16 protein-coding genes are annotated in these 21,458 nt (G+C 45.7%); 6 read left to right on the forward strand and 10 right to left on the reverse strand.

The genetic code is table 11. The features are described 5' to 3' along the window. Window positions 1–43 precede the first annotated feature (43 nt). Window positions 44–1,270 (forward strand): DNA polymerase IV, encoded by a 1,227-nt coding sequence (gene dinB, locus AAHN97_RS19590; RefSeq protein WP_343303769.1) that lies wholly within the window; start codon window positions 44–46, stop codon window positions 1,268–1,270. A gap of 3 nt (window positions 1,271–1,273) precedes the next feature. Beyond that, window positions 1,274–4,240 carry a DNA polymerase III subunit alpha gene (locus AAHN97_RS19595; protein WP_343303770.1) on the forward strand — a complete coding sequence of 989 codons (2,967 nt, stop codon included), beginning with the start codon at window positions 1,274–1,276 and terminating at the stop codon, window positions 4,238–4,240. A gap of 81 nt (window positions 4,241–4,321) precedes the next feature. On the opposite strand, the gene AAHN97_RS19600 is transcribed toward AAHN97_RS19595, so the two are convergent. From AAHN97_RS19600 to trpS, 9 genes are all read right to left on the reverse strand, one after another. Next, window positions 4,322–5,644, reverse strand: a complete 1,323-nt coding sequence (locus AAHN97_RS19600) for an aspartate kinase (RefSeq protein WP_343303771.1) — start codon at window positions 5,642–5,644, stop codon at window positions 4,322–4,324. A 22-nt stretch (window positions 5,645–5,666) separates the two neighbouring features. After that, window positions 5,667–6,743 (reverse strand): Ldh family oxidoreductase, encoded by a 1,077-nt coding sequence (locus AAHN97_RS19605; RefSeq protein ID WP_343303772.1) that lies wholly within the window; start codon window positions 6,741–6,743, stop codon window positions 5,667–5,669. Beyond that, a complete protein-coding gene (locus tag AAHN97_RS19610; RefSeq protein WP_343303773.1) occupies window positions 6,743–7,057 on the reverse strand; it encodes a DUF3467 domain-containing protein in 315 nt (104 codons plus the stop codon). Before AAHN97_RS19610 ends, AAHN97_RS19605 begins: the two co-directional genes overlap by 1 nt. Window positions 7,058–7,168: 111 nt before the next feature. Then, window positions 7,169–8,647: a SusD/RagB family nutrient-binding outer membrane lipoprotein gene (locus tag AAHN97_RS19615; RefSeq protein WP_343303774.1), complete on the reverse strand. Its 1,479-nt coding sequence runs from the start codon at window positions 8,645–8,647 to the stop codon at window positions 7,169–7,171. Window positions 8,648–8,658: 11 nt separating this feature from the next. Continuing rightward, complete coding sequence (locus AAHN97_RS19620) at window positions 8,659–11,871, reverse strand: SusC/RagA family TonB-linked outer membrane protein (RefSeq protein WP_343303775.1); 3,213 nt, start codon at window positions 11,869–11,871, stop codon at window positions 8,659–8,661. A 697-nt stretch (window positions 11,872–12,568) separates the two neighbouring features. Further along, the gene (locus tag AAHN97_RS19625) at window positions 12,569–14,512 is read right to left on the reverse strand and encodes a ComEA family DNA-binding protein (RefSeq protein ID WP_343303776.1); all 1,944 of its coding nucleotides are present in this window, start codon (window positions 14,510–14,512) and stop codon (window positions 12,569–12,571) included. Beyond that, on the reverse strand, window positions 14,497–15,249 hold the full coding sequence (locus AAHN97_RS19630; RefSeq protein WP_343303777.1) for a hypothetical protein: 753 nt from the start codon (window positions 15,247–15,249) through the stop codon (window positions 14,497–14,499). The genes AAHN97_RS19625 and AAHN97_RS19630 overlap by 16 nt, the downstream gene beginning before the upstream one ends. 129 nt (window positions 15,250–15,378) lie before the next feature. Then, entirely contained in the window at window positions 15,379–16,011 is a 633-nt protein-coding gene (locus AAHN97_RS19635) for a deoxynucleoside kinase (protein WP_343303778.1), read from the reverse strand. Between the two features lie 37 nt (window positions 16,012–16,048). After that, window positions 16,049–17,053: a tryptophan--tRNA ligase gene (trpS, locus tag AAHN97_RS19640; RefSeq protein ID WP_343303779.1), complete on the reverse strand. Its 1,005-nt coding sequence runs from the start codon at window positions 17,051–17,053 to the stop codon at window positions 16,049–16,051. Between the two features lie 123 nt (window positions 17,054–17,176). Here trpS and gatC point away from each other — a divergent pair, with 123 nt between their 5' ends. The 3 genes from gatC to AAHN97_RS19655 all read left to right on the forward strand — a co-directional run bounded on the left by gatC (window position 17,177) and on the right by AAHN97_RS19655 (window position 19,060). Then, on the forward strand, window positions 17,177–17,467 hold the full coding sequence (gene gatC / locus AAHN97_RS19645; RefSeq protein ID WP_343303780.1) for an Asp-tRNA(Asn)/Glu-tRNA(Gln) amidotransferase subunit GatC: 291 nt from the start codon (window positions 17,177–17,179) through the stop codon (window positions 17,465–17,467). 2 nt (window positions 17,468–17,469) lie between these two features. Then, on the forward strand, window positions 17,470–18,180 hold the full coding sequence (locus tag AAHN97_RS19650; RefSeq protein WP_343303781.1) for an ABC transporter ATP-binding protein: 711 nt from the start codon (window positions 17,470–17,472) through the stop codon (window positions 18,178–18,180). A 319-nt stretch (window positions 18,181–18,499) separates the two neighbouring features. Beyond that, window positions 18,500–19,060 carry a cob(I)yrinic acid a,c-diamide adenosyltransferase gene (locus AAHN97_RS19655; protein WP_343303782.1) on the forward strand — a complete coding sequence of 187 codons (561 nt, stop codon included), beginning with the start codon at window positions 18,500–18,502 and terminating at the stop codon, window positions 19,058–19,060. A gap of 2 nt (window positions 19,061–19,062) precedes the next feature. Here the strand turns inward: AAHN97_RS19655 and AAHN97_RS19660 are convergent, their stop codons facing one another. Next, window positions 19,063–19,761, reverse strand: a complete 699-nt coding sequence (locus tag AAHN97_RS19660; protein WP_343303783.1) for a TapB family protein — start codon at window positions 19,759–19,761, stop codon at window positions 19,063–19,065. A gap of 81 nt (window positions 19,762–19,842) precedes the next feature. On the opposite strand from AAHN97_RS19660, the gene tyrS reads away from it, so the two are divergent. Next, window positions 19,843–21,126: a tyrosine--tRNA ligase gene (gene tyrS, locus AAHN97_RS19665; protein ID WP_343303784.1), complete on the forward strand. Its 1,284-nt coding sequence runs from the start codon at window positions 19,843–19,845 to the stop codon at window positions 21,124–21,126. Window positions 21,127–21,458: the final 332 nt, after the last annotated feature.

A 21,458-nucleotide genomic window follows, 5' to 3' on the forward strand; every position in this document is an offset into this window, starting at 1 on the left:
GCAATACTAAATTATTTAGTATTTTTGGTTCAAATAAGTGTGTATGCTACTAGATGGACAGAGAACCATAGCTCATATCGACATGGATTGTTTCTTCGTGTCCGTGGAGTGTCTTAAGGATCGCAGTCTGAAAGGAAAACCCGTATTGGTAGGCGGGCGTGGAGACAGAGCTGTAGTAGCCGCCTGTAGTTATGAAGCCCGTACTTTTGGGATCCATTCCGCCATGCCCATGAAAATGGCCCTCCGCCTATGCCCTCATGCTATCATCCGCGGCGGGGATATGGAAGAATACAGCAATTTCTCCCGTCATGTTACCGATATTATTGCAGGTAATGCCCCATTATATGAGAAATCGTCCATTGATGAATTTTACCTGGATATCAGCGGCATGGATAAATATTTTGGTTCGCTGAAATGGGCAAGTGAATTGCGGCAAAAGATCATGCGCGAAACCAAACTGCCTATTTCATTGGGGCTTGCTTCCAACAAAATGGTGTCGAAAGTCGCCACAAATGAAGCCAAACCAAGTGGTCAGTTATCCATCCCTTTCGGGCAGGAAAAAATATTCCTGGCACCGATGCCTATTGACAAGATACCCATGGTAGGAAAAGAAACCGCGGCACAATTAAGGCGCCGCGGAGTGGAAACAGTGAAAACACTCAGTGAGATCCCCATTGGTTTACTGGAAGCCTGGTTGGGTAAAAACGGTATTTCCCTTTGGAACAAAGCCAACGGTATTGATGAAACTCCGGTGGTCCCTTTCCACGAACAAAAATCTATTTCTACGGAAAGTACTTTCTCTACGGATACTATCGATATGGATTTTATTCATAGTGAACTGGTGCGCATGACGGAAAAAGTGGCATTTGAACTCCGCCAGCAGAACAGGTTAGCAGGTTGTGTGACAGTTAAGATCCGGTACTCGGATTTTGAAACCGTTACCAAACAAATGAGTATTGCCTATACCGCCAGCGATCATGTATTGCTGGAAAAAGTAAAAGAACTCTTCTCTAAACTGTACGACCGCCGTTTGCTGATCCGGCTGATAGGCGTGCGTTTCAGCCATATGGTGTCCGGTAATTACCAGATCAGTCTTTTTGAAGACACGCATGAAATGATCTCTTTATACCAGGCGATCGATAGTATCAAAAGTCAGTATGGCTGGCAATTGCTGATGCGTGGCAGTAGCAGTGGCGGCAGGTTTGAAGAGGAGCTACAGCCTTATCAGAAGAAAGAAACATTCACCATGAAACGCCGTTACCCCAAATAGCTTATGTACCTGAATTGCAAAACCTGGTTCAGCCTTCGCTATGGCACGATCAGAACAGATGAATTAGCGGCATTGGCACAGCAGTGCGGGATCACTTCCCTGGCACTCACCAATATCAATGCCACTACAGATGCCTGGATGTTCATACAGGAATGTATGCAGCGGGACATTAAACCTATCCTTGGGCTGGAATGCAGGAACGGCGCCGCCTTCCGTTATGTGATCCTGGCCCGTAACATGGAGGGCTGGCTGGAGATCAATCGTTTCTTATCACATCATCTGCAAACAGAAACACCCTTTCCCGAGAATGCACCTTTTCTCCCGCATACATTTGTGATCTATGCATGGGGAAGCCGTCCGCTGCAGGATCTTGCTGAACACGAATTGATGGGCGTACGGCCAAGGGAAGTGAACAAACTCTTCCGTTTTGACACCAAAAAATGGGCACATAAACTCGTGGTATTACAACCACTCACTTTCCAGGACAAGGAAGCACAACAACTGCACCGGGTATTAAGGGCGGTAGACAATAATCTGTTGATCAGTCAGCTTCCTGCGGAAGAAGTAGCAGGCCTGGATGAATGTTTTATTTCACCGTATCAGTTACTGGAACATTTTAGGGAATTGCCGGACATTGTAAAGAACACGCTAACGATCATGGAAGCCTGTGAGATCCGCTTCCGGTTCGGCAATCATTTAAATAAACAACGTTTTACAGACAGCCGGGAAGGAGACCGGGAATTATTACGAAGTGAAGCCATGCGGGGTATGATCTACCGTTACGGCCCGGATAATAAAGAAGCGAAGGAAAGAGTGGAAAAGGAATTGCAGATCATTGACCAGCAGGATTTCAACGCTTATTTCCTCATTACCTGGGACATTGTGCGTTATGCCAGGAACAGGGGCTTTTTTCATGTAGGGCGTGGAAGTGGCGCCAATTCCGTGATCGCGTATTGCATGGAGATCACGAATGTGGATCCCATTGAACTGGATCTTTATTTCGAACGTTTCCTTAATCCGCATCGTACCTCTCCTCCTGATTTTGATATTGATTTTTCCTGGCGGGACAGGGACGAAGTGATCCAATATGTTTTTGATAAATACACAACAGCACACGCTGCCTTGTTAGGCACGGTTACTACATTCCAAACAAACGCTATCGTAAGGGAATTGGGCAAGGTATACGGATTGCCTAAAAAAGAATTGGACAAAATCCTTGAGAACCCTTACCAGGTGAAACTTGGGGAAGACGGCGTGCATCAGCGTATTATCCAATACGGCAGGAAGCTGGACCGTTTTCCCAATCACCTCAGTATTCACGCAGGCGGTATCCTGATCAGTGATGCTCCCATTCATCAATATTGCGCAACGCATATGCCGCCAAAAGGATTCAGTACGGCGCAACTGGATATGCATATGGCAGAAGCCATCGGCTTATTCAAATTTGATCTCCTGAGCCAGCGAGGGCTGGGGCATATCAGGGATACCATGGACCTTATCCGTGAAAACAAAGGTCAGGAGGTTGATATCAATGATGTAAAAACCTTCATGGAAAATGAAGATGTAAAAAATGCCTTGAGAACGGTTAACACTATCGGTTGCTTTTACATAGAATCTCCTGCCATGCGACAGCTGCTGCTGAAACTGAAATGTGATGATTACATTACCCTGGTGGCAGCGAGTTCTATTATCCGGCCCGGCGTTGCACAGGCTGGTATGATGCGGCAATATGTACTGAACTTCCATGCGCCGGATAAGGTGAAATACCTTCACCCTATTATGAAATCCCTGCTGGGAGAAACATATGGCGTAATGGTGTACCAGGAGGATGTGATCAAAGTAGCACATCATTTTGCAGATATGGACCTTGCTGATGCAGATATTTTAAGAAGAGCGATGGCAGGTAAATACCGGGGACAGAATAATTTCGAGAAGATCAAAAAACTGTTCTTTGATAACTGCGCCAGGATAGGACATCCTGAAGAGATAAGCCAGGAGGTATGGCGGCAGATAGCCAGCTTCGCGAACTTCTCTTTTTCAAAAGCACACTCCGCCAGTTTTGCAGTAGAGAGTTACCAGAGCTTATACCTGAAAACATTTTTCCCTGCGGAATTCATGGTAGCGGTGATCAATAATTTCGGCGGGTTCTATAACAGAGAATTGTACTTCCGGGAATTGCAGAAAACAGGTGTGGCCTTATTTCCTCCCTGCATCAATAACAGTGATTATGCTACCAATATCAAAGGCCGGCAGGTATTTGTGGGTTTCATTCATGTAGAAAGACTGGAGCAGGCATGGATGGAACGAGTACTCCTGGACCGTAAGCACAACGGGCTTTACAGCAGTCTTGAGCATTTTGTGGAAAGAACCGATCCCGGTGCGGAGCAACTGGAGATCCTTATCCGTATCGGGGCATTTAACTTTACCGGCTACACTAAAAAAGAACTGCTCTGGAAGAGTGCTGTTTTATTGAGAACAGCGCCACCGGATGAAAACAAACCCCGGCTCTTTGCAGAACCTTCCCGCAGCTGGGATCTTCCCATGCTCTCCTATCGCCAGCATGAAGATGCTTTTGATGAAATAGAATTACTGGGATTTCCATTGTGTTCCCCATTCGACATACTGGAACATGACCATCGCAGATATATGCCTGCCAGGGATTTTTCGCAGAACCTTGGAAGGCATGTGCATACGATCGGTTACCTGGTATGTTTAAAACATGTATACACCAGTAAAAACGAACCCATGTGTTTTGGTACTTTCCTGGACAAGGAAGGTGACTTCATGGACACCGTACATTTTCCGGACAGCCTGCGGCAATATCCATTTATGAAAAGTGGTTTCTATATTATGGAAGGCAGGGTAATGGAGGAATTTGGGGTGTATACCTTAGATGTACATGTGATGCGGAAGATCGGGTACTTTGAGGATAAAACTCCTGGTGCCGCCGTACAGATGATGGCGAGGTAGGCTTTTCTCCATCATATATACATCAAAACAGGCTGTACCCTTTTATGGATACAGCCTGTTCTTTTTGTTTCTTTTATTCTATTAATCGAGATTGAATAATCCTTTGTTCAGTAAGCGTAAGGTTTGTTCCTTATACTGTCCACCTACGAGGATAGAGATGTTATGCCTGCTGCCACCATAGGAGATCATGCGCAAAGGCACTTCTTCCAGTGATTCAAATAACTTCTTGATGATGGAAGGCGTAGCGGCTACTTCATTTCCTACGATAGAAACAATCGCCTGGTGGTGATCCAGTTCCACAGAGCCAAAGGGCTGCAGTTCTTTCAGGATCTGCTCCAGGTGTTTTTTATCATCGATGGTGATAGAAACAGCTACTTCGGAAGTAGTGATCATATCGATGGGTGTGCGGTATTTTTCAAACACTTCAAAGATCTTACGGAGGAAACCGTAGGCCAGCAGCATACGGCTGCTCTTGATCTTGATAGCGATGATACCATCTTTTGCAGCGATAGCTTTTGCACCGTTACCATCCGGCATTTCCGTGATGATGGTACCTTTTGCTTCCGGCTGCATGGTGTTGAGCAATTTAACAGGGATGTTAAAATGCTGTGCAGGCCAGATAGATGCAGGGTGCAGGATCTTGGCGCCGAAATAAGCCAGCTCAGCTGCTTCATCGAAAGACAGCTGATCGATGGGGAAAGTTTTCTTTACAACACGGGGATCGTTATTATGCATACCATCAATGTCCGTCCAGATCTGAATTTCAGAAGCCTGGATAGCGGCACCTATCAGGGATGCAGAGTAATCACTGCCACCTCTCTTGAGGTTATCAATTTCACCGCGTGCATTGCGGCAGATGTATCCTTGCGTGATGAAGAGCGTATGACCTTTTTCCTGATCAACCAAAGCACTGAGGCGGACTTTCATGCGTGGGATCTCAGGTTCTTCAAACTCATCGATACTCATGAATTCCAGTGCGGGGAGCAAAACTGCTTTGATACCGGCATCTTCCAGGTAAGCGCAGAAGAGTTTGGTAGAGAGCAGTTCACCCTGTGCCAGGATATCTTTATTCAAGGCTTCGTTGAAAGAGATGCGGAGGATGATGTTGAGGAACTCAAAATGTTCGTCTACGATGGCTTTAGCCTTTTGGCGGCCGGCATCACTTTTCACCAATTCATCACAGAAAGTACGGTAGTGTGCTTCCAGCTTGTCTATCTGCTGTTTAGCCACGTCCTTCTTTCCTTCTGCGAGCGATTGACTGATCTCAACGAGGGAATTGGTTGTGCCAGATAAGGCGGATAATACCACAATCTTGGCATCGTTATCCGCTGTTATCAACTTCGCTACGGCATGCATACGCTCTGGTTTTCCAACCGAGGTTCCGCCAAATTTCAAGACTTTCATTAATTGTTACGGTATATGTTGCTTAAAAATCGATTTTAAATCTCATGGCTATTTCGGAGAGGTCCCTTACTACAGGGTCCAATAAAGGAACACCAGTTACTCTCCTGTCTGCTTCCATTTCCCTTTCCGGATCGCCGGGGATCAGTACTTTTTCTTCTCCTTCCACCGTTTCGGCACTTCTGAACCTGCCGATCCATTTATCCATATGGTCTTTAAATTCGTCTGCCGGCCTGAAAGCGTCTACCCGCATGGCTCCGAAGAAATGTCCCAGTCCTTTTCCCACCGGATCGGGCGGCAAAGGTAAGAAACTAACGAATGGCGGCGCCCATGGACCATAATTTGCGCCCGAAAGTACGGCAGAAAAAATATCTACCACAGATCCGAGGCAATATCCTTTGTGGCTTCCATGTTCCCGGTCGCCTCCCAAAGGCAGCAAAGCCCCGCCACTCTTGAGTTCGTTGGGATTTGTGCTGGGAGCACCGTGTTTATCCTGGATCCAGCCCAGTGGGGCTTCCTGTTCTTTTCTTTGTAATATTTCCAGTTTGCCGTTAGCAGCCGTAGTGGTGGCAAAATCCGCCACAAAAGCCGGTTGCTGATTAGCCGGGATGGCTACGGCAATGGGATTGGTGCCCAGCATACGTTCCGTGGCAAAAGTGGGCGCTACGAGGGGGCTGGCATTGGTCATTGCCATTCCGATCATATCCTGCTGCAGGGCCATCATAGCATGATAACCTGCAATACCGAAGTGATTGGAATTACGGACACTTACCCAGCCGGTACCGGCAATTTTAGCTTTATCGATGGCCACCTGCATGGCAAAAGGGGCCACTACCAGGCCAAGGCCGCTATCACCATCCACCACAGCAGTGCTGGGGGTTTCGTGAACGATCTTAATATCCGGTTTGGCGTTGATACGGCCGGCTTCCCAGAGACGGATATAACCGGAAAGGCGTGCCACGCCATGAGAGTCTATTCCCCTGAGATCCGCAGAAAGCAATACCGTGGAGGCCAGTTCTGCATGTTCGGGGGAACAGCCCATTTTTATAAAAACGTCCCGGGTAAAAGCGTGGAGATGTTCGTAGGGAAAAACCTGTTCCATTATGCTTGCGCTGTTGGCCCTCCGAAATTCATGGGAATAGATGAAACCGGTTCCTGGTCCTGAATGGTACCATGCTGCGATTCATATTTCTTAACGTTATCCGCCAGTGCCTTCATCAGCCTTTTGGCATGCTGGGGCGTGAGGATGATCCTTGATTTTACTTTTGCTTTGGGTAAACCAGGCATCACATTAATAAAATCTACCACAAACTCAGACGGGGAGTGGGTAATAATAGCCAGATTAGCATAAGTTCCGTCTGCAATTTCTTCGGTCAGCTCTATGTTCAACTGCTGCTGCTCTTCCTGATTTTCCATTATTTGTGCTTTAATGTGGTACAAAAGTAAAAAACAGCCCCCGCATTTGGAGACTGTTTTTTACAAGTTGCTACTTTTTGATTATCGGGACACTATTTGGGGTTTTCAAGATCATTGTTTATCCCACCAGACACGGGTATCGTGGGTATCTGCACCCTGGCGGGCAACAGCTTCTTTATAGGCTGGCTCGTTCAGGGTGGCTTCATTTACCGGGTATGCATATCTGCGGGGGATCTGTTTACTTGAATTCACCGCATAAATAGTTGGTTTCAATGCAGGGAAACCACTTCTTCTCCATTCTGCCCATCCTTCCCAGCCATTGGGATACAGCGCTATCCATTTCTGGGTACCCAGCTTGCGGGGAGTTTCCCCTCCTGCCCAGGATGTTTTTGGATTAGCAATATAGGCATCATAAGCCGCCTGGGTGAAAACGCCCCATTGTTCCCAGGATGCCTTGATAGCATCGTTGTACAATTGTCCTGCGTTTTCGGCCGTCCAGCCTAATGTTGCTGCTTCTGCGCGGGATAATAATACCTGTGCAGCCGTGATCACATAATCCGGAGATGTTTGGCCTGTAATATTCTTGCCTACTTTAGAATATACAGGGTTAAGGGCAGACCATTCAATCAGCAACTGGCGGGTAAGACCATACGGCACCGGTTTAATGACACCACCGGCAATTGCATCCGCAAATGCGTTTACACGGGGATCATTATAAGCGCCCAGGGTATCTGCCAGTGTATTGGAGATGGCATAGTCAGAACGGCCGTCATACATCTGGAACCAGGGGTTTTTAAAAGAACTGCCGGGCCATTTCATGATCACGTTTTTGCTGTTGGCATCTATGAGCCCTGCAGGATCTGCCAATGCTGCGGCAAATTCGGTTTTAGGAAGGTTGCCCATATCCGTATTCCTTTTGGAGAGGCGGAGTGCCATTATCAAACGGAAAGTGTTGGCAAAACGTTTCCATTGTGCCGCATCGCCGCCAAACAGGATATCTCCTTTAACAGCAGCACCATTGTCGAACTGCGCCATTGCCTCTTTTAGTTCCTTAAAGAGATCTGTATAGATATCTTTCTGGGTATCGTACTTAGGTGTTGGTGTTTCAGATAATGCTTCCGTGTAAGGTATATCTCCCCACTGATCTGTGAGCAGTGCAAAGTAATACACCCTCAGGATCCGGGCAATGGCTATCTGGTTATTATTAGAACCACCGGAAGTAACTGTTGCCAATCCTTTTTTATCAGCGTCTGTATTATACTTAATGATATTGGTGAGATCTTCCAGCGGGCCTGCATAAAATTGGGACCAGCCTCTTGCAGTAACTGAATACTGTGATTCATCCGGATACTGTGTTTGCGAAGTATACTGTGCATACATAGCGCCTTCATTTAAGAAGCGCACGTCAAATGCATAAGTAACCGTCATACTTCTGCCGCTGCCAAAGTAGGCGAGTGAGTTTGTTAAGAGTGCGGATGTAACAGGCCCGGTAGCAGAGTTCGGGGAAACGTTCAGGTCTCCAAAATCCTTGCAGGCCGGTGCGCTGATCAATGTGGCGCTCAGTATTCCTATATAGAGTAATTTTTTCATTGTCGTAAATTTTAGAATCCTAACCTGAGATTAATACCAATGGAACGTACACCCGGCATCTGACCATTTTCACCGAAGCGGCCAGAGAGTTCGGATGGATCGAATCCTTTTTCATCTGCGTAGATCATTAATACATTCCTGGCTACTACTGAAATATTAGCGCGTGTGAAGATCTTGCGGGCCATATTAGCTACAGGGAAATTATAACCCAATGATACTTCCCGCAGTTTGATGAAGGATGCATCGTAGATAGACATCTCAGCCATGTTGGAATTGGTACGGAACTGATGCCAGTATAATTGTGCATCTACATACATCTTCACCGGTTTTCCATCTTTATCTACACCGGATACATTTACACCACCACCATCTGCAACGGGATCCCGTACAGGATTACCTTTATCATTGTTAACGGCAGTTTTAGCCATCAGGCCGGAGAAAGAACCCCAGAAATCAGACAGGGAGAAGTATTTACCCCCTTTCTGAAAATCGACCACTGCACTCAGTGTAATGTCTTTGTAAGTGAAAGTATTGAACCATCCGCCTGTGAATTCAGGTAATACAGAACCGAAATAGAGATTCGGTGCCATTTCGAATGTACCATCCGCTTTTAAGATGGGTACACCTGCTTCATTGCGTTTGATACCGTTACCACGTAATTGTCCCCATTCCTGGTTATCTACAGAATGTACTACCTGTACTGCGCTAAATGCAGGTGCAGCACCTCCTCTATCTGTATTAGGCAAGGTATAGGTACTGAGGTTCGGAGCCAGTTTTACAACTTTGGAAGTACCTTTTGAAAAGTTCACAATCGTTTCCCAGCTGAAGTTCTTGCTGGCAACAGGTGTACCATTCAACTGTATTTCCACACCACTTCTTACAACGCTGCCGGCATTGATGGTTTTGGATAAAAATCCACTGGCGTTTGAAATATTCACATCCAGGATCTCATTCCTTTTATCCTCGTGATAATAGGTGAAACTGGCGCCCACGCGGCTATTAAAGAATCTCAGGTCAAGGCCCAGTTCTCCGGAAGAAGAAAGAGAAGGCAGGATACCATCATTGGGTTGGATATTCGGCGTGGTCATCACAGAGTTGCCCGGGCCGAATGGGTTCTGGCCTAAAGTATATAACAGGTCCAGGCCATAAGGATCAAGGTCAGATCCTATCTGTGCCCAGCTGGCTCTTACTTTACCAAATGTAAGTGCAGGGAAACTTTCTTTCAGGAATTCACTGAATACAATACTGGCACCCACGGAAGGATACCAATAGGAGTTATTATCCTTGGGTAATGCAGAGCTGATGTCGTTCCGGATAGAGAAGTCTACAAAGAACGTTTCCTTCCAGCCCAGTGTACCTCTTCCGTAAGCACTTCTTACTGTTTTCCTGGTGCGGGTATTTGAGTAACTGATAGGATCGACAGAATTGCTCAGTGCAAAGAGGTTGGGTACAGTTAAACCCTGGTTCGTATTTGCGGCAATAAAGGAAGTGGTATTCTTTCTTACGTTTCCACCGATGTTCAGATCTACAGAGAGATCATTAAAGAATTTATTATTGTAGGTGGCCAATACTTCATAGTTATCCTCACGGGCAAAAGTTTGCCTGGTGGAATAACTTTGTTTTACGCCTGTTTGGTTAGCGCTTACTTCCAGGATGTAGGGTATTTTATTCTCGAAACTGGTATTCAGTTCATTCCTTCTCAGGAACCCTGCTATCCTGAAGTGATCGTTGAGTTTATAGGTAAGGTTGATATCTCCGATCAGGCGGTTCCTGTTTGCCTGGTTATCCACGTTATCAAAATAGCTGAATGGATTGTACCAGTAGTTAGGCCCGTAGAAAGCTTTGGGGTTGGATGCGGAGTAGGATTCGGGGTTGTTATGGTTCCAGCTTCCCAATGCACCTTGCGGAGAACGGAGATCTCTAAGTTCTTTCATTTTCTTCATATCCAGATCCCGGTGAAACCACTGGTTGAATGACCCGGTAGAGTTATTGGAATATCCATCCACAAACTCCCCTTTCAACTTTTCAGTGGTGTAGAAAATGTTGGATGCGATGGTGAAATGTTTGCCGAGGTTAAATGAGTTCTGCGTGGAGATACTGTTCTTATCTATGCTGGTTCCGGGCATTACACCAGAACGTTGCAGATTAGTGAACGATACTCTTACGGTGTAGTTATCGCCACCCTGGCTGAACTGCACATTGTTATTGAGTGAAAGGCCGGTCCTGTAGAAATCTTTGACGTTATTTTTCTGGGGGGTCAGGGATGCTGTTTTACCAAAGTTTGCACCGGGATACCAGGCGTACCATGGAATATATTCCTGGCCTGTCATTTCTGGACCCCAGCTGGCATCATCGGAATAGTCGTGATAATACTTTCCGTCCAGCGCTTTCCATTCTTCCGGCTGGCCGGCTGCCCATTTGTATTGCGTGAGTTCGGAGTTACCTCCGCCAGAATACCTGTTCTGATAATCAGGGATGAGATACACGCGATCGAATGTGGTGGTTTGATTTATTTCCAGGCCAATGCCGGATTGCAGTTTCCCTTTTTTGGAGGTAACTATCACCACACCTGCGTCTGCACGTTGGCCGTACAAAGCTGTAGCGGTGGGGCCTTTGAGGACGGAAACACTTTCCACGTCATCCATATTGATGTCGTCCGGACTGATAGGTGTACCATCCAATACGAACAATGGATTTTTATCCACCAGAGAGCCGGCGCCTCTTAAACGGATCACGGCACCTTCGCCGATCTTTGCTCCGGACTGGCCCTGGATCTGCACACCGGCGATCTTACCAGCCAAAGCAGTGCTGATGTTGGTTTCCCTTGTTTGTGTGAGTTTGTCTGCATTGATCTGTTGCACGGAATAGGAAACAGATTTCTGCGAGCGTTTGATACCGAGTGCTGTCACTACTACTTCCTGGAGGCTTTTGTTGTCTGTGATCAATGTAACAGAGAGATCGGAGTTGCTGCCTACAGGTACTTCTTTGAGTGCGTAACCTACGCTTCTGAAGATCAGTACTACGTTGTTACCCGAAACATTCAGTTTAAAATTTCCGTTTTGGTCAGAGGTGGTTCCCGTTGTGGTTCCCTTAATCTGGATGGTGGCAAATGAGATCGGTGCGCCGTCGTCACCTGCCACTTTCCCTGTCACCTGGCGTTGTTGTGCAAACGCCAGGCTGACTGTCACCATCGGTATGGTGCATAGAAGTAACGCTTTTTTCATAAAAAAAGATTCAGATTTTGGATGAATTGAACTTGTTGTTCTTAGTAAATGGCTTTGTTGTCTGTTAGTTTTTTAATCAGGTCATATGGTATGCTATTTTTTTGGCAGTGTTTAGTGGTTGACAGCATCGTTAGGTAAGTGGCAATAGTATTCCAGCATAAAAACGGATTGTTTTTATGTAGGTTCCGGGTTATTTAAATGCAACGATAGGTTAAAAGAATGGCTGTTCTTTTTTATCTGATTGAAAACAAGCTTAAGGTTAAGAGGTCGATGCTTTGAGCATGAATAGATCGATTTAGATTTTAGAAGTTTAGTTTAGAGCGTTGATTTTGTCGTTTGGCATTTCAAATAGGGGTGAAGATGGTATTTTACCACTTTCGTACTTTGGATGAATTTATTTATACTGCTTTTGGATGACTCTTGTAAGTTAGTATTTTTTTCAACTCACAAAATTTTCTGGTTAACCTTTTGTTAAAACTATCACAAGATAAGTTTATACTCCATTGTTTTTCAAGCAGATAGCATCTGAAAAATTCATAAAAAAAATTCTTCGCATACTTCTTTGCTTAATCTTATCTAGTGAAAATGCCTAAAAATTTGCTGCTGTTTCGGTGTTTGTTGCGAATGCGAAACGTGCAGATATGATTATTAAAATGTGGGATTTTCGTTGATCCAAGGCGTTAAAATATTATTAGTGCTATAATTGGTACTGCAGCATAACGGCAGTGTTCACTTCTTTTGTGACAGTTCTTACCCAGTGGCACCAGATCTTATGGAACTGGATGGCCAGGCGGGTGGAATATCCTTTTCCTGAGAATCGGGATAAAGCGTTATCGCCGGGAAATTGCTGGCCGCTGAGGTAGAGGCCTTCTGTTTCGGCGGTATCGAACCAGGTATATCCTGCTATGAGGCGCCAGTGTTTCCATTTGGCCTGGCATTGGTGGTGGGCCAGGAAGGAGGTGGTTGCCGGGTTTGCCGGATGTGACAGGTTTAGTTCTTCGTTTACAAAAGGTATTCGGTTTAGAGAGTTTTCGGTATTTGATTGTGGGATATTTCTCACTTTACTTACTTGTACTTTCGATCTCCAAATGACTTCGTCTGTTATTTTCATGCTCCATTGAGCGCGGAGTTGTTGACGCTGCATTAGTGGTTTATCATCATACCGGAATTGCGCATTCAATTCCGTGGTTTTATCGGGGCGCCAGGTCATGGACATTAAAACATCATATCCTTCTGAGGGGTTGTTTATCCTGTATTTCAGCCAGGGGAAACGGAATACATCTGCATATGCAGAGAGTTCCCATTTTGCTCCCCATCGCAATGATACAGCTGTGTAAAGGCCTGACTCATTTCCGGGCATTGCATTTTCACCAAATGTATTCCCGTAGAGTGTTTCATAGGCTGTACTTTCTTTGCGGTATAGTATTCCCATATCCACATTGTGTGCGAGGGTGATCATGGCACCTTGCAGGATAGCCATTTTGCCCTGTTTGCTGATGGCGGTTTCTCCAAAGAAGTGGAGGTTGCGCCAGTTGAAAGCATGATCTATGCTGGTGTTCAGCCACTGGCTTCCTGTTGCTGTATATAGCTGGTAGGCTTTATCTCCTTTGCTTAAGGGTTTAGAAAACTGATGCGCGATAACGTTCCATGCTACATGCCCTTTTGCTGCAGACCACTTGAGCACTGTACCTGCGGAGCTTTGTGTAATGTTTCCCTTTAATGCAGCTTCAGCATCGGTGCGGTGGTAACCTGTGCTAATCAGGGTGCCCGCTGAGTCTGGGATCTCTCCTATCCTTGCATCCAGCTTCCTGCCGGAAAGAAATGCGGTGAAAGTAAAAGGCCCGGTTTGATAAGTGATGCCTGCTCCCCTGTAGAAAAAGAATTCACCGGCGGAGGCATAGGGCCTTAATACATCTCCCTCCCTTTTTGTGTGCATCACGGCACTGCTTTTTCCGAATGCAAGCCCATGCCATTGTATGAGCCCCTGTCCCATGTTCACAGTGTAATCTCCCAGCGCTAATGCTTTTATTCGCCCTATATTTCTAAAGAACAGATGGATGCCGTAATGATCAAATCCGCTCTTTTGTTTTCCTGCAAATAATTCTTCTCCGGCATCCTTTTCCATAACGATGCCCCAGCTGGCGTAACGGGAGAACTGGTACCTGTAGCGTAACATCATTTTATCAGGACTACCATTATATTTCCCTTCACTTTGAAAGGGATGTGTGTATCTCAGCAGCAGGGAATGTTTGCCGCGTTGCACATAATCCTTCCAGGTGTAGTAGGGCTCTAAGCCATTCCCCGCCTGTACATAAGGCAACAATGTTCTGATCAGCGGCACATTAAAACCCGGTACTGCCTGCAATTCATAAATGCTGATCAAAGGACCCAGTGTGCGGCGATACAACAGGAATTGTTCTATCTGTAAGGCATGCAACAGGCCTAGTGATTCCAGTGCTGCGGCATCCGCCGTGTTCAGGTTTAGTTTTCTGCATGCGTATGATTGCAGTTGCTGGGTTTGTTCATCATTTTCCGGCAGGGTTTGTTCCTGTTGCTCTGAAAGCTGCATGGGTTCTTCTTCCTGTGCATATACACTGTTGCATATTAACAACAACAAACACCATGTTACTCTGCTTCCCATATTACAGTGATGCCTGGTGTGAAACCTAATAACTGATGGCGGCTACCAGTAACACTGATGCGCATATTCCTTAACACAAAACCTAAGCCGGCAAACTGGTACACAGGCTGTGTGGCAAAACCTCCCAATAACCAGAATCTCTGCAAGGGACGGTATACACCATCAACCAGGGTGCTGAGGGGTTTACCTTCTTCCTTTCTGCATTCTGCTTCTATCAGGAGTTGTGAAGAAGGTGCATATCCCATGCCCAATGTATATAACTTCAGTCCTTTGCCGGCAGGATTGAAAACATTTACACCTATGCCAACCTGTTCTGCTATCTGCCAGAGTACACCACATTCTGCTATCATTCCTGCTTCGTTAAATTGTGGTGCGCGTTGCATGTTGTAGTTCAGATGAATGCCCGCCTTGAGTTTTTTCCCCAATGGCAGCGCATATCCCAGGCCGAACATTTGTTCTTTGTATAAGCTAAACCCAAACTGTTTAATGCGTATGCCCATTGTTCCTGCTGCTACAGGTAATGCGCCATTCAATGCATACCCGCTCATTTCTTTCAACATAAAACGGCGTTCTGCATATATGCCTGCTGTATATTTTTTTATACCGGCTAAGGCTGCGGGGTTTCTATCGGCAGCAAATACTTCGGTAAACTTAAGGCTGTAAACTCCAATAGACGGGAGCCGCGGAGGTTGCGCCAATAATAACAGCGCACAAAGGCTACAAATAATTCCTAACATGTAGATCGCATTTTGGTGAACAAACAACGGGGATAAAATTAATGGCAATTACGATCTGCTCCAAAATAAATATCTCCGAATTCCGGAGGTTATACCACGAAATTCGGAGATTAATAGCTTCCTGAAAAACTAAAACAAACCGTACAACTCTGAGTCTACACGGGAGATGATCTCACCCAGGTGCTCATCGTTTTCAGGGAATTTATTCTTGTCAACATCAATGATCAGCAAAGGACCATCTTTGTATTTTTCAATCCATGTATTGTAGAACTCGTTTAGGCGTTTGAGATAGTCCAAACGAATATTTTCTTCATACTCCCTTCCCCTTTTCTGGATCTGCGCCACGAGTGTTGGAACGGATGCCTGCAGGTAAATGAGTAAGTCCGGAGGTTTTACCATGGACTTCAGGGTTTCGAAGAAATTGAAGTAGTTATCAAAGTCCCGCTTGGTCATCAGGCCCATTTCGTATAGGTTGGGCGCGAAAATGTGCGCATCCTCATAGATGGTACGGTCCTGGATAACGGTATCTTTTCCATGTTGAATATCTACCAGTTGCTTGAGCCTGCTATGTAGGAAGTAGACCTGCAGATTGAAAGACCAGCGTGGCATATCATCATAAAAGTCGCTCAGGTAAGGGTTGTGCTCAACATCTTCATATTGGGGAATCCACCTATAGTGCTTAGACAGCATTTCGGTTAAGGTGGTTTTTCCGGCGCCGATATTTCCGGCAATCGCTATGTGCTTGATCTTATTTTTTGCCATGCATGGGGGAATATTGTAAGTAACAAGATAAAATAAATCAATAAAAGTTAATACCCATTAATTTACGTGCTTCCTGCAAAGTTTGTGCCGCTGATGCCCTGGCCTTTTCAGCCCCGTAGCGCATAATGCGGGTCAAATAGGCAGTATCCTGCTGAATGGCTTCGGCTTTTTCACGGATCGGGGCTATAAAGGTCACCATATCCTCTGCCAGTTGCTTTTTCATATCGCCGTAGCGGATGGTGCAGTTGTTAAAGGTATCTTCGAAGTGTTTGATGGTATCCGGCGTAGAAACCAGGCCCATCATAGTAAAGAGGTTCGCGATATAGTCAGGTTTGGCGGAATTGGGTTCCTGGGGACCGCTGTCTGTTTTGGCTCTTTTTATTTTATACCGGATATCGTCATCGCTGTCGTTCAGGAAGATAGTGGAGTTCTGGTTCTCGCTTTTGCTCATTTTCCCTACCCCGTCCAGGCTGTTGATCTTGATCAGATCATCGCCATAATTGAAGGGCACAGGTTCCGGGAAGAGGTAACCATAGCGGTTATTAAACCTTTGGGCAAAGTTGCGGCTCATTTCCAGGTGCTGCTCCTGGTCTTTCCCCACGGGTACTTTCAGGCCTCTGTGAACGAGGATATCAGCCGTCATCAATACGGGATAGGTTAACAGGCCGGCATTCACGTTATCCGGGTTCTGCCTTACTTTATCCTTGAAAGTGGGTACTTTTTCCAGTTCTCCTTTATAGGCCATCATATTCAGGAGCAGGTAGAGTTCTGCTATTTCGGGAATATCGCTTTGTACATAGAGGGTCACCTTCTCGGGATCCAGACCGGAGGCGATGTTTTCAGCCAGTACCCGGTATACGTTGCCGCGCAGTTCTTTTGGATCAGGGTGTGTTGTAAGCGCGTGCCAGTCTGCCACAAAGAAGTAACAGTTAAACTCTTCCTGCATCCGGATATAATTACGGATGGCGCCAAAATAATTCCCTAAGTGCAAAATACCTGTGGAGCGGATGCCGCTGACAACGATTTCTTTTTCTGTTCCCATATCGGGGCGCAATTTAAGAAATTTAAGATTGACGATGACGGAATTGCATATTTTTGCGAATTGCTACATATTATCCTATATTTTAACACTATTTATTAGCTTTAATTCATTAATATTGAACTCATGGAAGTGAATGATGCACTGATTCAGCAATTAGCCACCCTGGCAAGGCTGGAATTCAATGCCGGAGAGCGTGAAGAGATCCGGCACGACTTACAGCGAATGATCACATTCGTTGAAAAGTTAAGTGAGCTGGATACCGCCAACGTGAAACCTATGTTGTTTATGACGGCAGACACCAATATCCTCCGGGAGGATACTGTTCTGCCGAATATCAGCCGGGAAGAGGGTTTACAGAACGCCCCAGCCCATACGGCAGAGTATTTCAGCGTCCCTAAAGTAATCAAGAAATAAATATGTCCCAGACTGTTATCCTACTCGATCAGATCCGTAAAAGCTATTTCATTGGCAAGAACGAGTTGCCTGTATTGAAGGGTGTTTCCCTGAATATCAACAGGAATGAATATGTAGCACTGATGGGGCCCTCCGGTTCCGGAAAGTCTACCCTCATGAATATTCTCGGTTGCCTGGATACTCCTACCAGCGGCAAGTATGTACTGAGCGGGCATGATGTGAGCAGTATGGAAGACAATGAACTGGCACGTATCCGTAATCAGGAGATCGGTTTCGTATTTCAGCAATTTAACCTGATGCCTCGTTTGTCTGCCCTCGAAAATGTGGCGGTGCCGCTGATCTATGGCGGTGTCGGCAAAAAGGAAAGGGAAGATAAGGCCAGGGCGATGCTGGAGAAAGTGGGATTGGGAGACCGTTATAAACATAAACCCAATGAGCTGTCCGGTGGACAGTGCCAGCGGGTGGCTATAGCCAGGGCACTGGTAAATGATCCTTCTATCATTCTGGCGGATGAGCCAACAGGTAACCTGGATACCAAAACTTCCATTGAGATCATGGATATTTTCAGTACGATCCATGCTTCCGGGAATACGGTGATATTGGTTACGCATGAGGAAGATATTGCTGCACATGCGAAACGGATCATCCGCCTGCGGGATGGGGTGATCGAGTCTGATAAGATGAATGCAGTGAAGGAAGTAGTGGCGCATTAAGAAGAAGGACTGCATCAGAAAAGATAAAAAAGCAATGCCGGATTGAAATGAGGTTTTAAAGTATTAAAGGGAGAAGGACAGAATCAGAAAGAAAACAATGCCGGACTGAAATGAGGTTTTAGCGCATTAAAGAGAAGGACAGAATCAGAAAGAAAGCAATCTCGGACTGAAATGGCCTTGGCGCATTAAAGAGAAGGACAGAATCAGAAAGAAAGCAATCTCGGACTGAAATGGCCTTGGCGCATTAAAAGAGCATAACTCAAAAATCATATTGAAAGGTAATGGCCGGTGGCTGTTACCTTTTTTTTATCTTCGCTATATGGCAATGAAGATCTACACCAAAACAGGTGACAAGGGCAAAACCTCGCTCATTGGGGGTACGAAGGTTTCTAAAAGTCACCTTCGCATTGAAACATATGGCACGGTAGATGAACTGAACTCCTGGCTGGGTTTGGTGAACGACCATATGACGGAGCCGGCCATCATCACATTCAACAAATATATACAGGACCGCCTGTTCACCATAGGCGCTTCACTGGCTACTGACCCTGATAAGGGTACCAAAATGAAGATCCCCGACCTTCATGAGGCCGATGTTAAACTACTGGAAGATAAGATGGACGAAATGGATACCGTGTTACCGGAGATGAAGTTCTTTATCATACCTGGAGGGCATGTAGCCGTATCCCATTGTCATATTGCCCGCTGCGTTTGCCGCAGGGCGGAAAGGTTGTGTGTGGAGATGCAGGAGCAGGATACTTTTGTAGAACCGCTGGTGTTACAATATATTAACCGCCTGAGTGATTACCTGTTTGTGCTTGCCCGTTATGTGGGTCATCAATTACAGGTAGAAGAAATTCCCTGGAAGCCAAGGGTATAAACTTACTTCTCCAGTTTAGTGATCTGCGTACTGCCCATCAACTTCCCGTTCTTATTATAACTTATGGTTTTAACCATTCCAAAGCCAGGTGCGAACCATTCTGTAGCCTTTAATTCCATAGGTACGCCCGCTCCCATTACAGATACTTTGGATTCAATGTTGTAGCTGATCTTAAAGCAATCCCAGGTACCGGCTGTTGTGGTAATGGATTCCTTTGCTTCTACTTTCCGCTGTGTTATTTTAAAATCCATGACCATGGGCATCCCGTTCACTTCTGATTCCATATGGAAAGCCCCATCAGCGAGGAACTTCCCTACTGTTAATGTTGTGGGATACATAAGATAGGAGTCTGAAGACTTCATCTTAGCACTCATATTCCCTGCGGAAGCCCCGGGAATATTCATCTTCATGTCCACCCCGATAGTAATACCATTACATTTGAATGTACCCGCGGACTGAGAGATCTCTTTCCCATTCTTGTCTAAAAAGGAAGTAGTGAAGGTAGACACCAAATCGCTTCCCTTTTTTTCAACCTCCGCAATCTTGTAAAGCTGTTTACCCATCAACTCCTCTTTGTCGTTGTAGATACTCATTTCCACAACGGCGTTGTTCGTCATGTAGTAAAAATTCTTACAATCCTGTGCGGTGGCAGTTATAACTGCAAACAATAACAACGTGGTGGTTATCCAGAGACATTTCATACTTTCCTAATATACGATTATTTCCAAGATAAAGCATGTCCCTAGAAAATTGTAGGTTTGCACAAAATTTTATCATCTTTCATGAATCTTATCAAGGAATTAAGCTGGCGGGGCATGGTGCAGGATATCAAGCCTGGAACTGAGGAGCAACTGCAAAAGGAAATGACCACGGGGTATATTGGTTTTGACCCTACGGCAGACTCTCTGCACGTGGGCAGCCTGGTGCCGATCATGCTGCTGGTACATCTTCAGAAAGCCGGGCATAAACCCCTGGCGCTGGTTGGCGGGGCTACCGGTATGGTGGGAGATCCCTCTTTTAAGGCGGAGGAAAGAAAGATGCTGGACGAAGAAACCCTGCTGCTGAATCAGAAAGGGATCAAAGCTCAATTGGAAAAGTTCCTGGATTTTGACCCTTCCAAGCCAAATGCGGCTGAAATGGTGAATAACTACGACTGGTTCAAGGGGATCAGTTTCCTGAACTTCATCCGGGATGTGGGTAAACATATCACGGTGAACTATATGATGGCGAAGGATTCTGTGAAGAAAAGGCTGGAAGGCGATAGTGGGATGTCTTTTACGGAGTTCTCTTACCAGATGATACAAGGCTATGATTTCCATCATCTCTATACGGCTAAGAACTGCAAATTGCAAATGGGTGGTTCTGACCAGTGGGGGAATATTGTTACAGGCACTGAGTTGATCAGGCGGATCGGAGGTGGTGAGGCGTATGCTTTTACGTGCCCTCTTGTCAAGAAAGCGGATGGAACCAAGTTCGGTAAGTCTGAAAAGGGGAATATCTGGCTGGATCCGAAGAAAACGAGTCCTTATGAATTCTATCAGTTCTGGCTGAATGCGAGTGATGATGATGCGGAGAGTTATATTAAAACCTTTACTTTCCTGGATGAGCCAACTGTTAATTCGCTTATTGCGGAGCATAGGCTTGATCCGGGGAAACGGGCTTTGCAGAAGGTATTGGCGCAGCATGTGACTTCCTTTATCCATGGTGTTGAGGAATATGAATTTGCGGTGAAGACTTCGCAGATATTGTTTGGCAATGCGTCTGTGGAGGTGTTGAAATCATTGTCTGAAGATCAGTTGCTGAAGGTGATGGCGGGGGTTCCTACGTTTGAGGTGCCGATGGCGGAATTTGCTGCGGGGAAGGATGTGGTGAGTTTTCTGGCGGATGCGAAGGTGTTTCCGAGTAAGGGAGAGGCGCGGAAGACGATACAGGGTGGTGGAGTGAGTATGAATGGGAGTAAGATCACGGGGATTGACCTGGTGATCAATGATGAGGCGTTGATCATTGGGAAGAATATTCTCTTTCAGAAAGGGAAGAAAAATTATATACTGGTGAAGGTGGTGTGAGTTGCTTTCTTAATCATATTGAAGGGCTGTCCTGAGAGGGATGGCCTTTTTTAGTTCCCGCTCCGCTCCCAATAAGCATAAAAAAAATTCGACCGAAAAAACTAGCCCAATGGTTATAAAAGGCAATGGGGAACAGTTTTCGGACGAATTTTTTTTATGCTTATTTCCGCTGGTGGGCTTTTGGGTGGGAGTTGGGGGGATGGGTATAGGATGAGAGAAGAGGTACCCTATCTTGAGCCTATGTCAAGCCTATCTAAAATATTAAATTGTGCTTTGATAAGCAAATAAATAATGCTACTTTTCTGCATGCGTTCGCTGGTTCGGATATCTTT

Origin of the sequence: Chitinophaga niabensis (genome assembly GCF_039545795.1) — a bacterium.
GTDB lineage: Bacteria > Bacteroidota > Bacteroidia > Chitinophagales > Chitinophagaceae > Chitinophaga > Chitinophaga niabensis_B.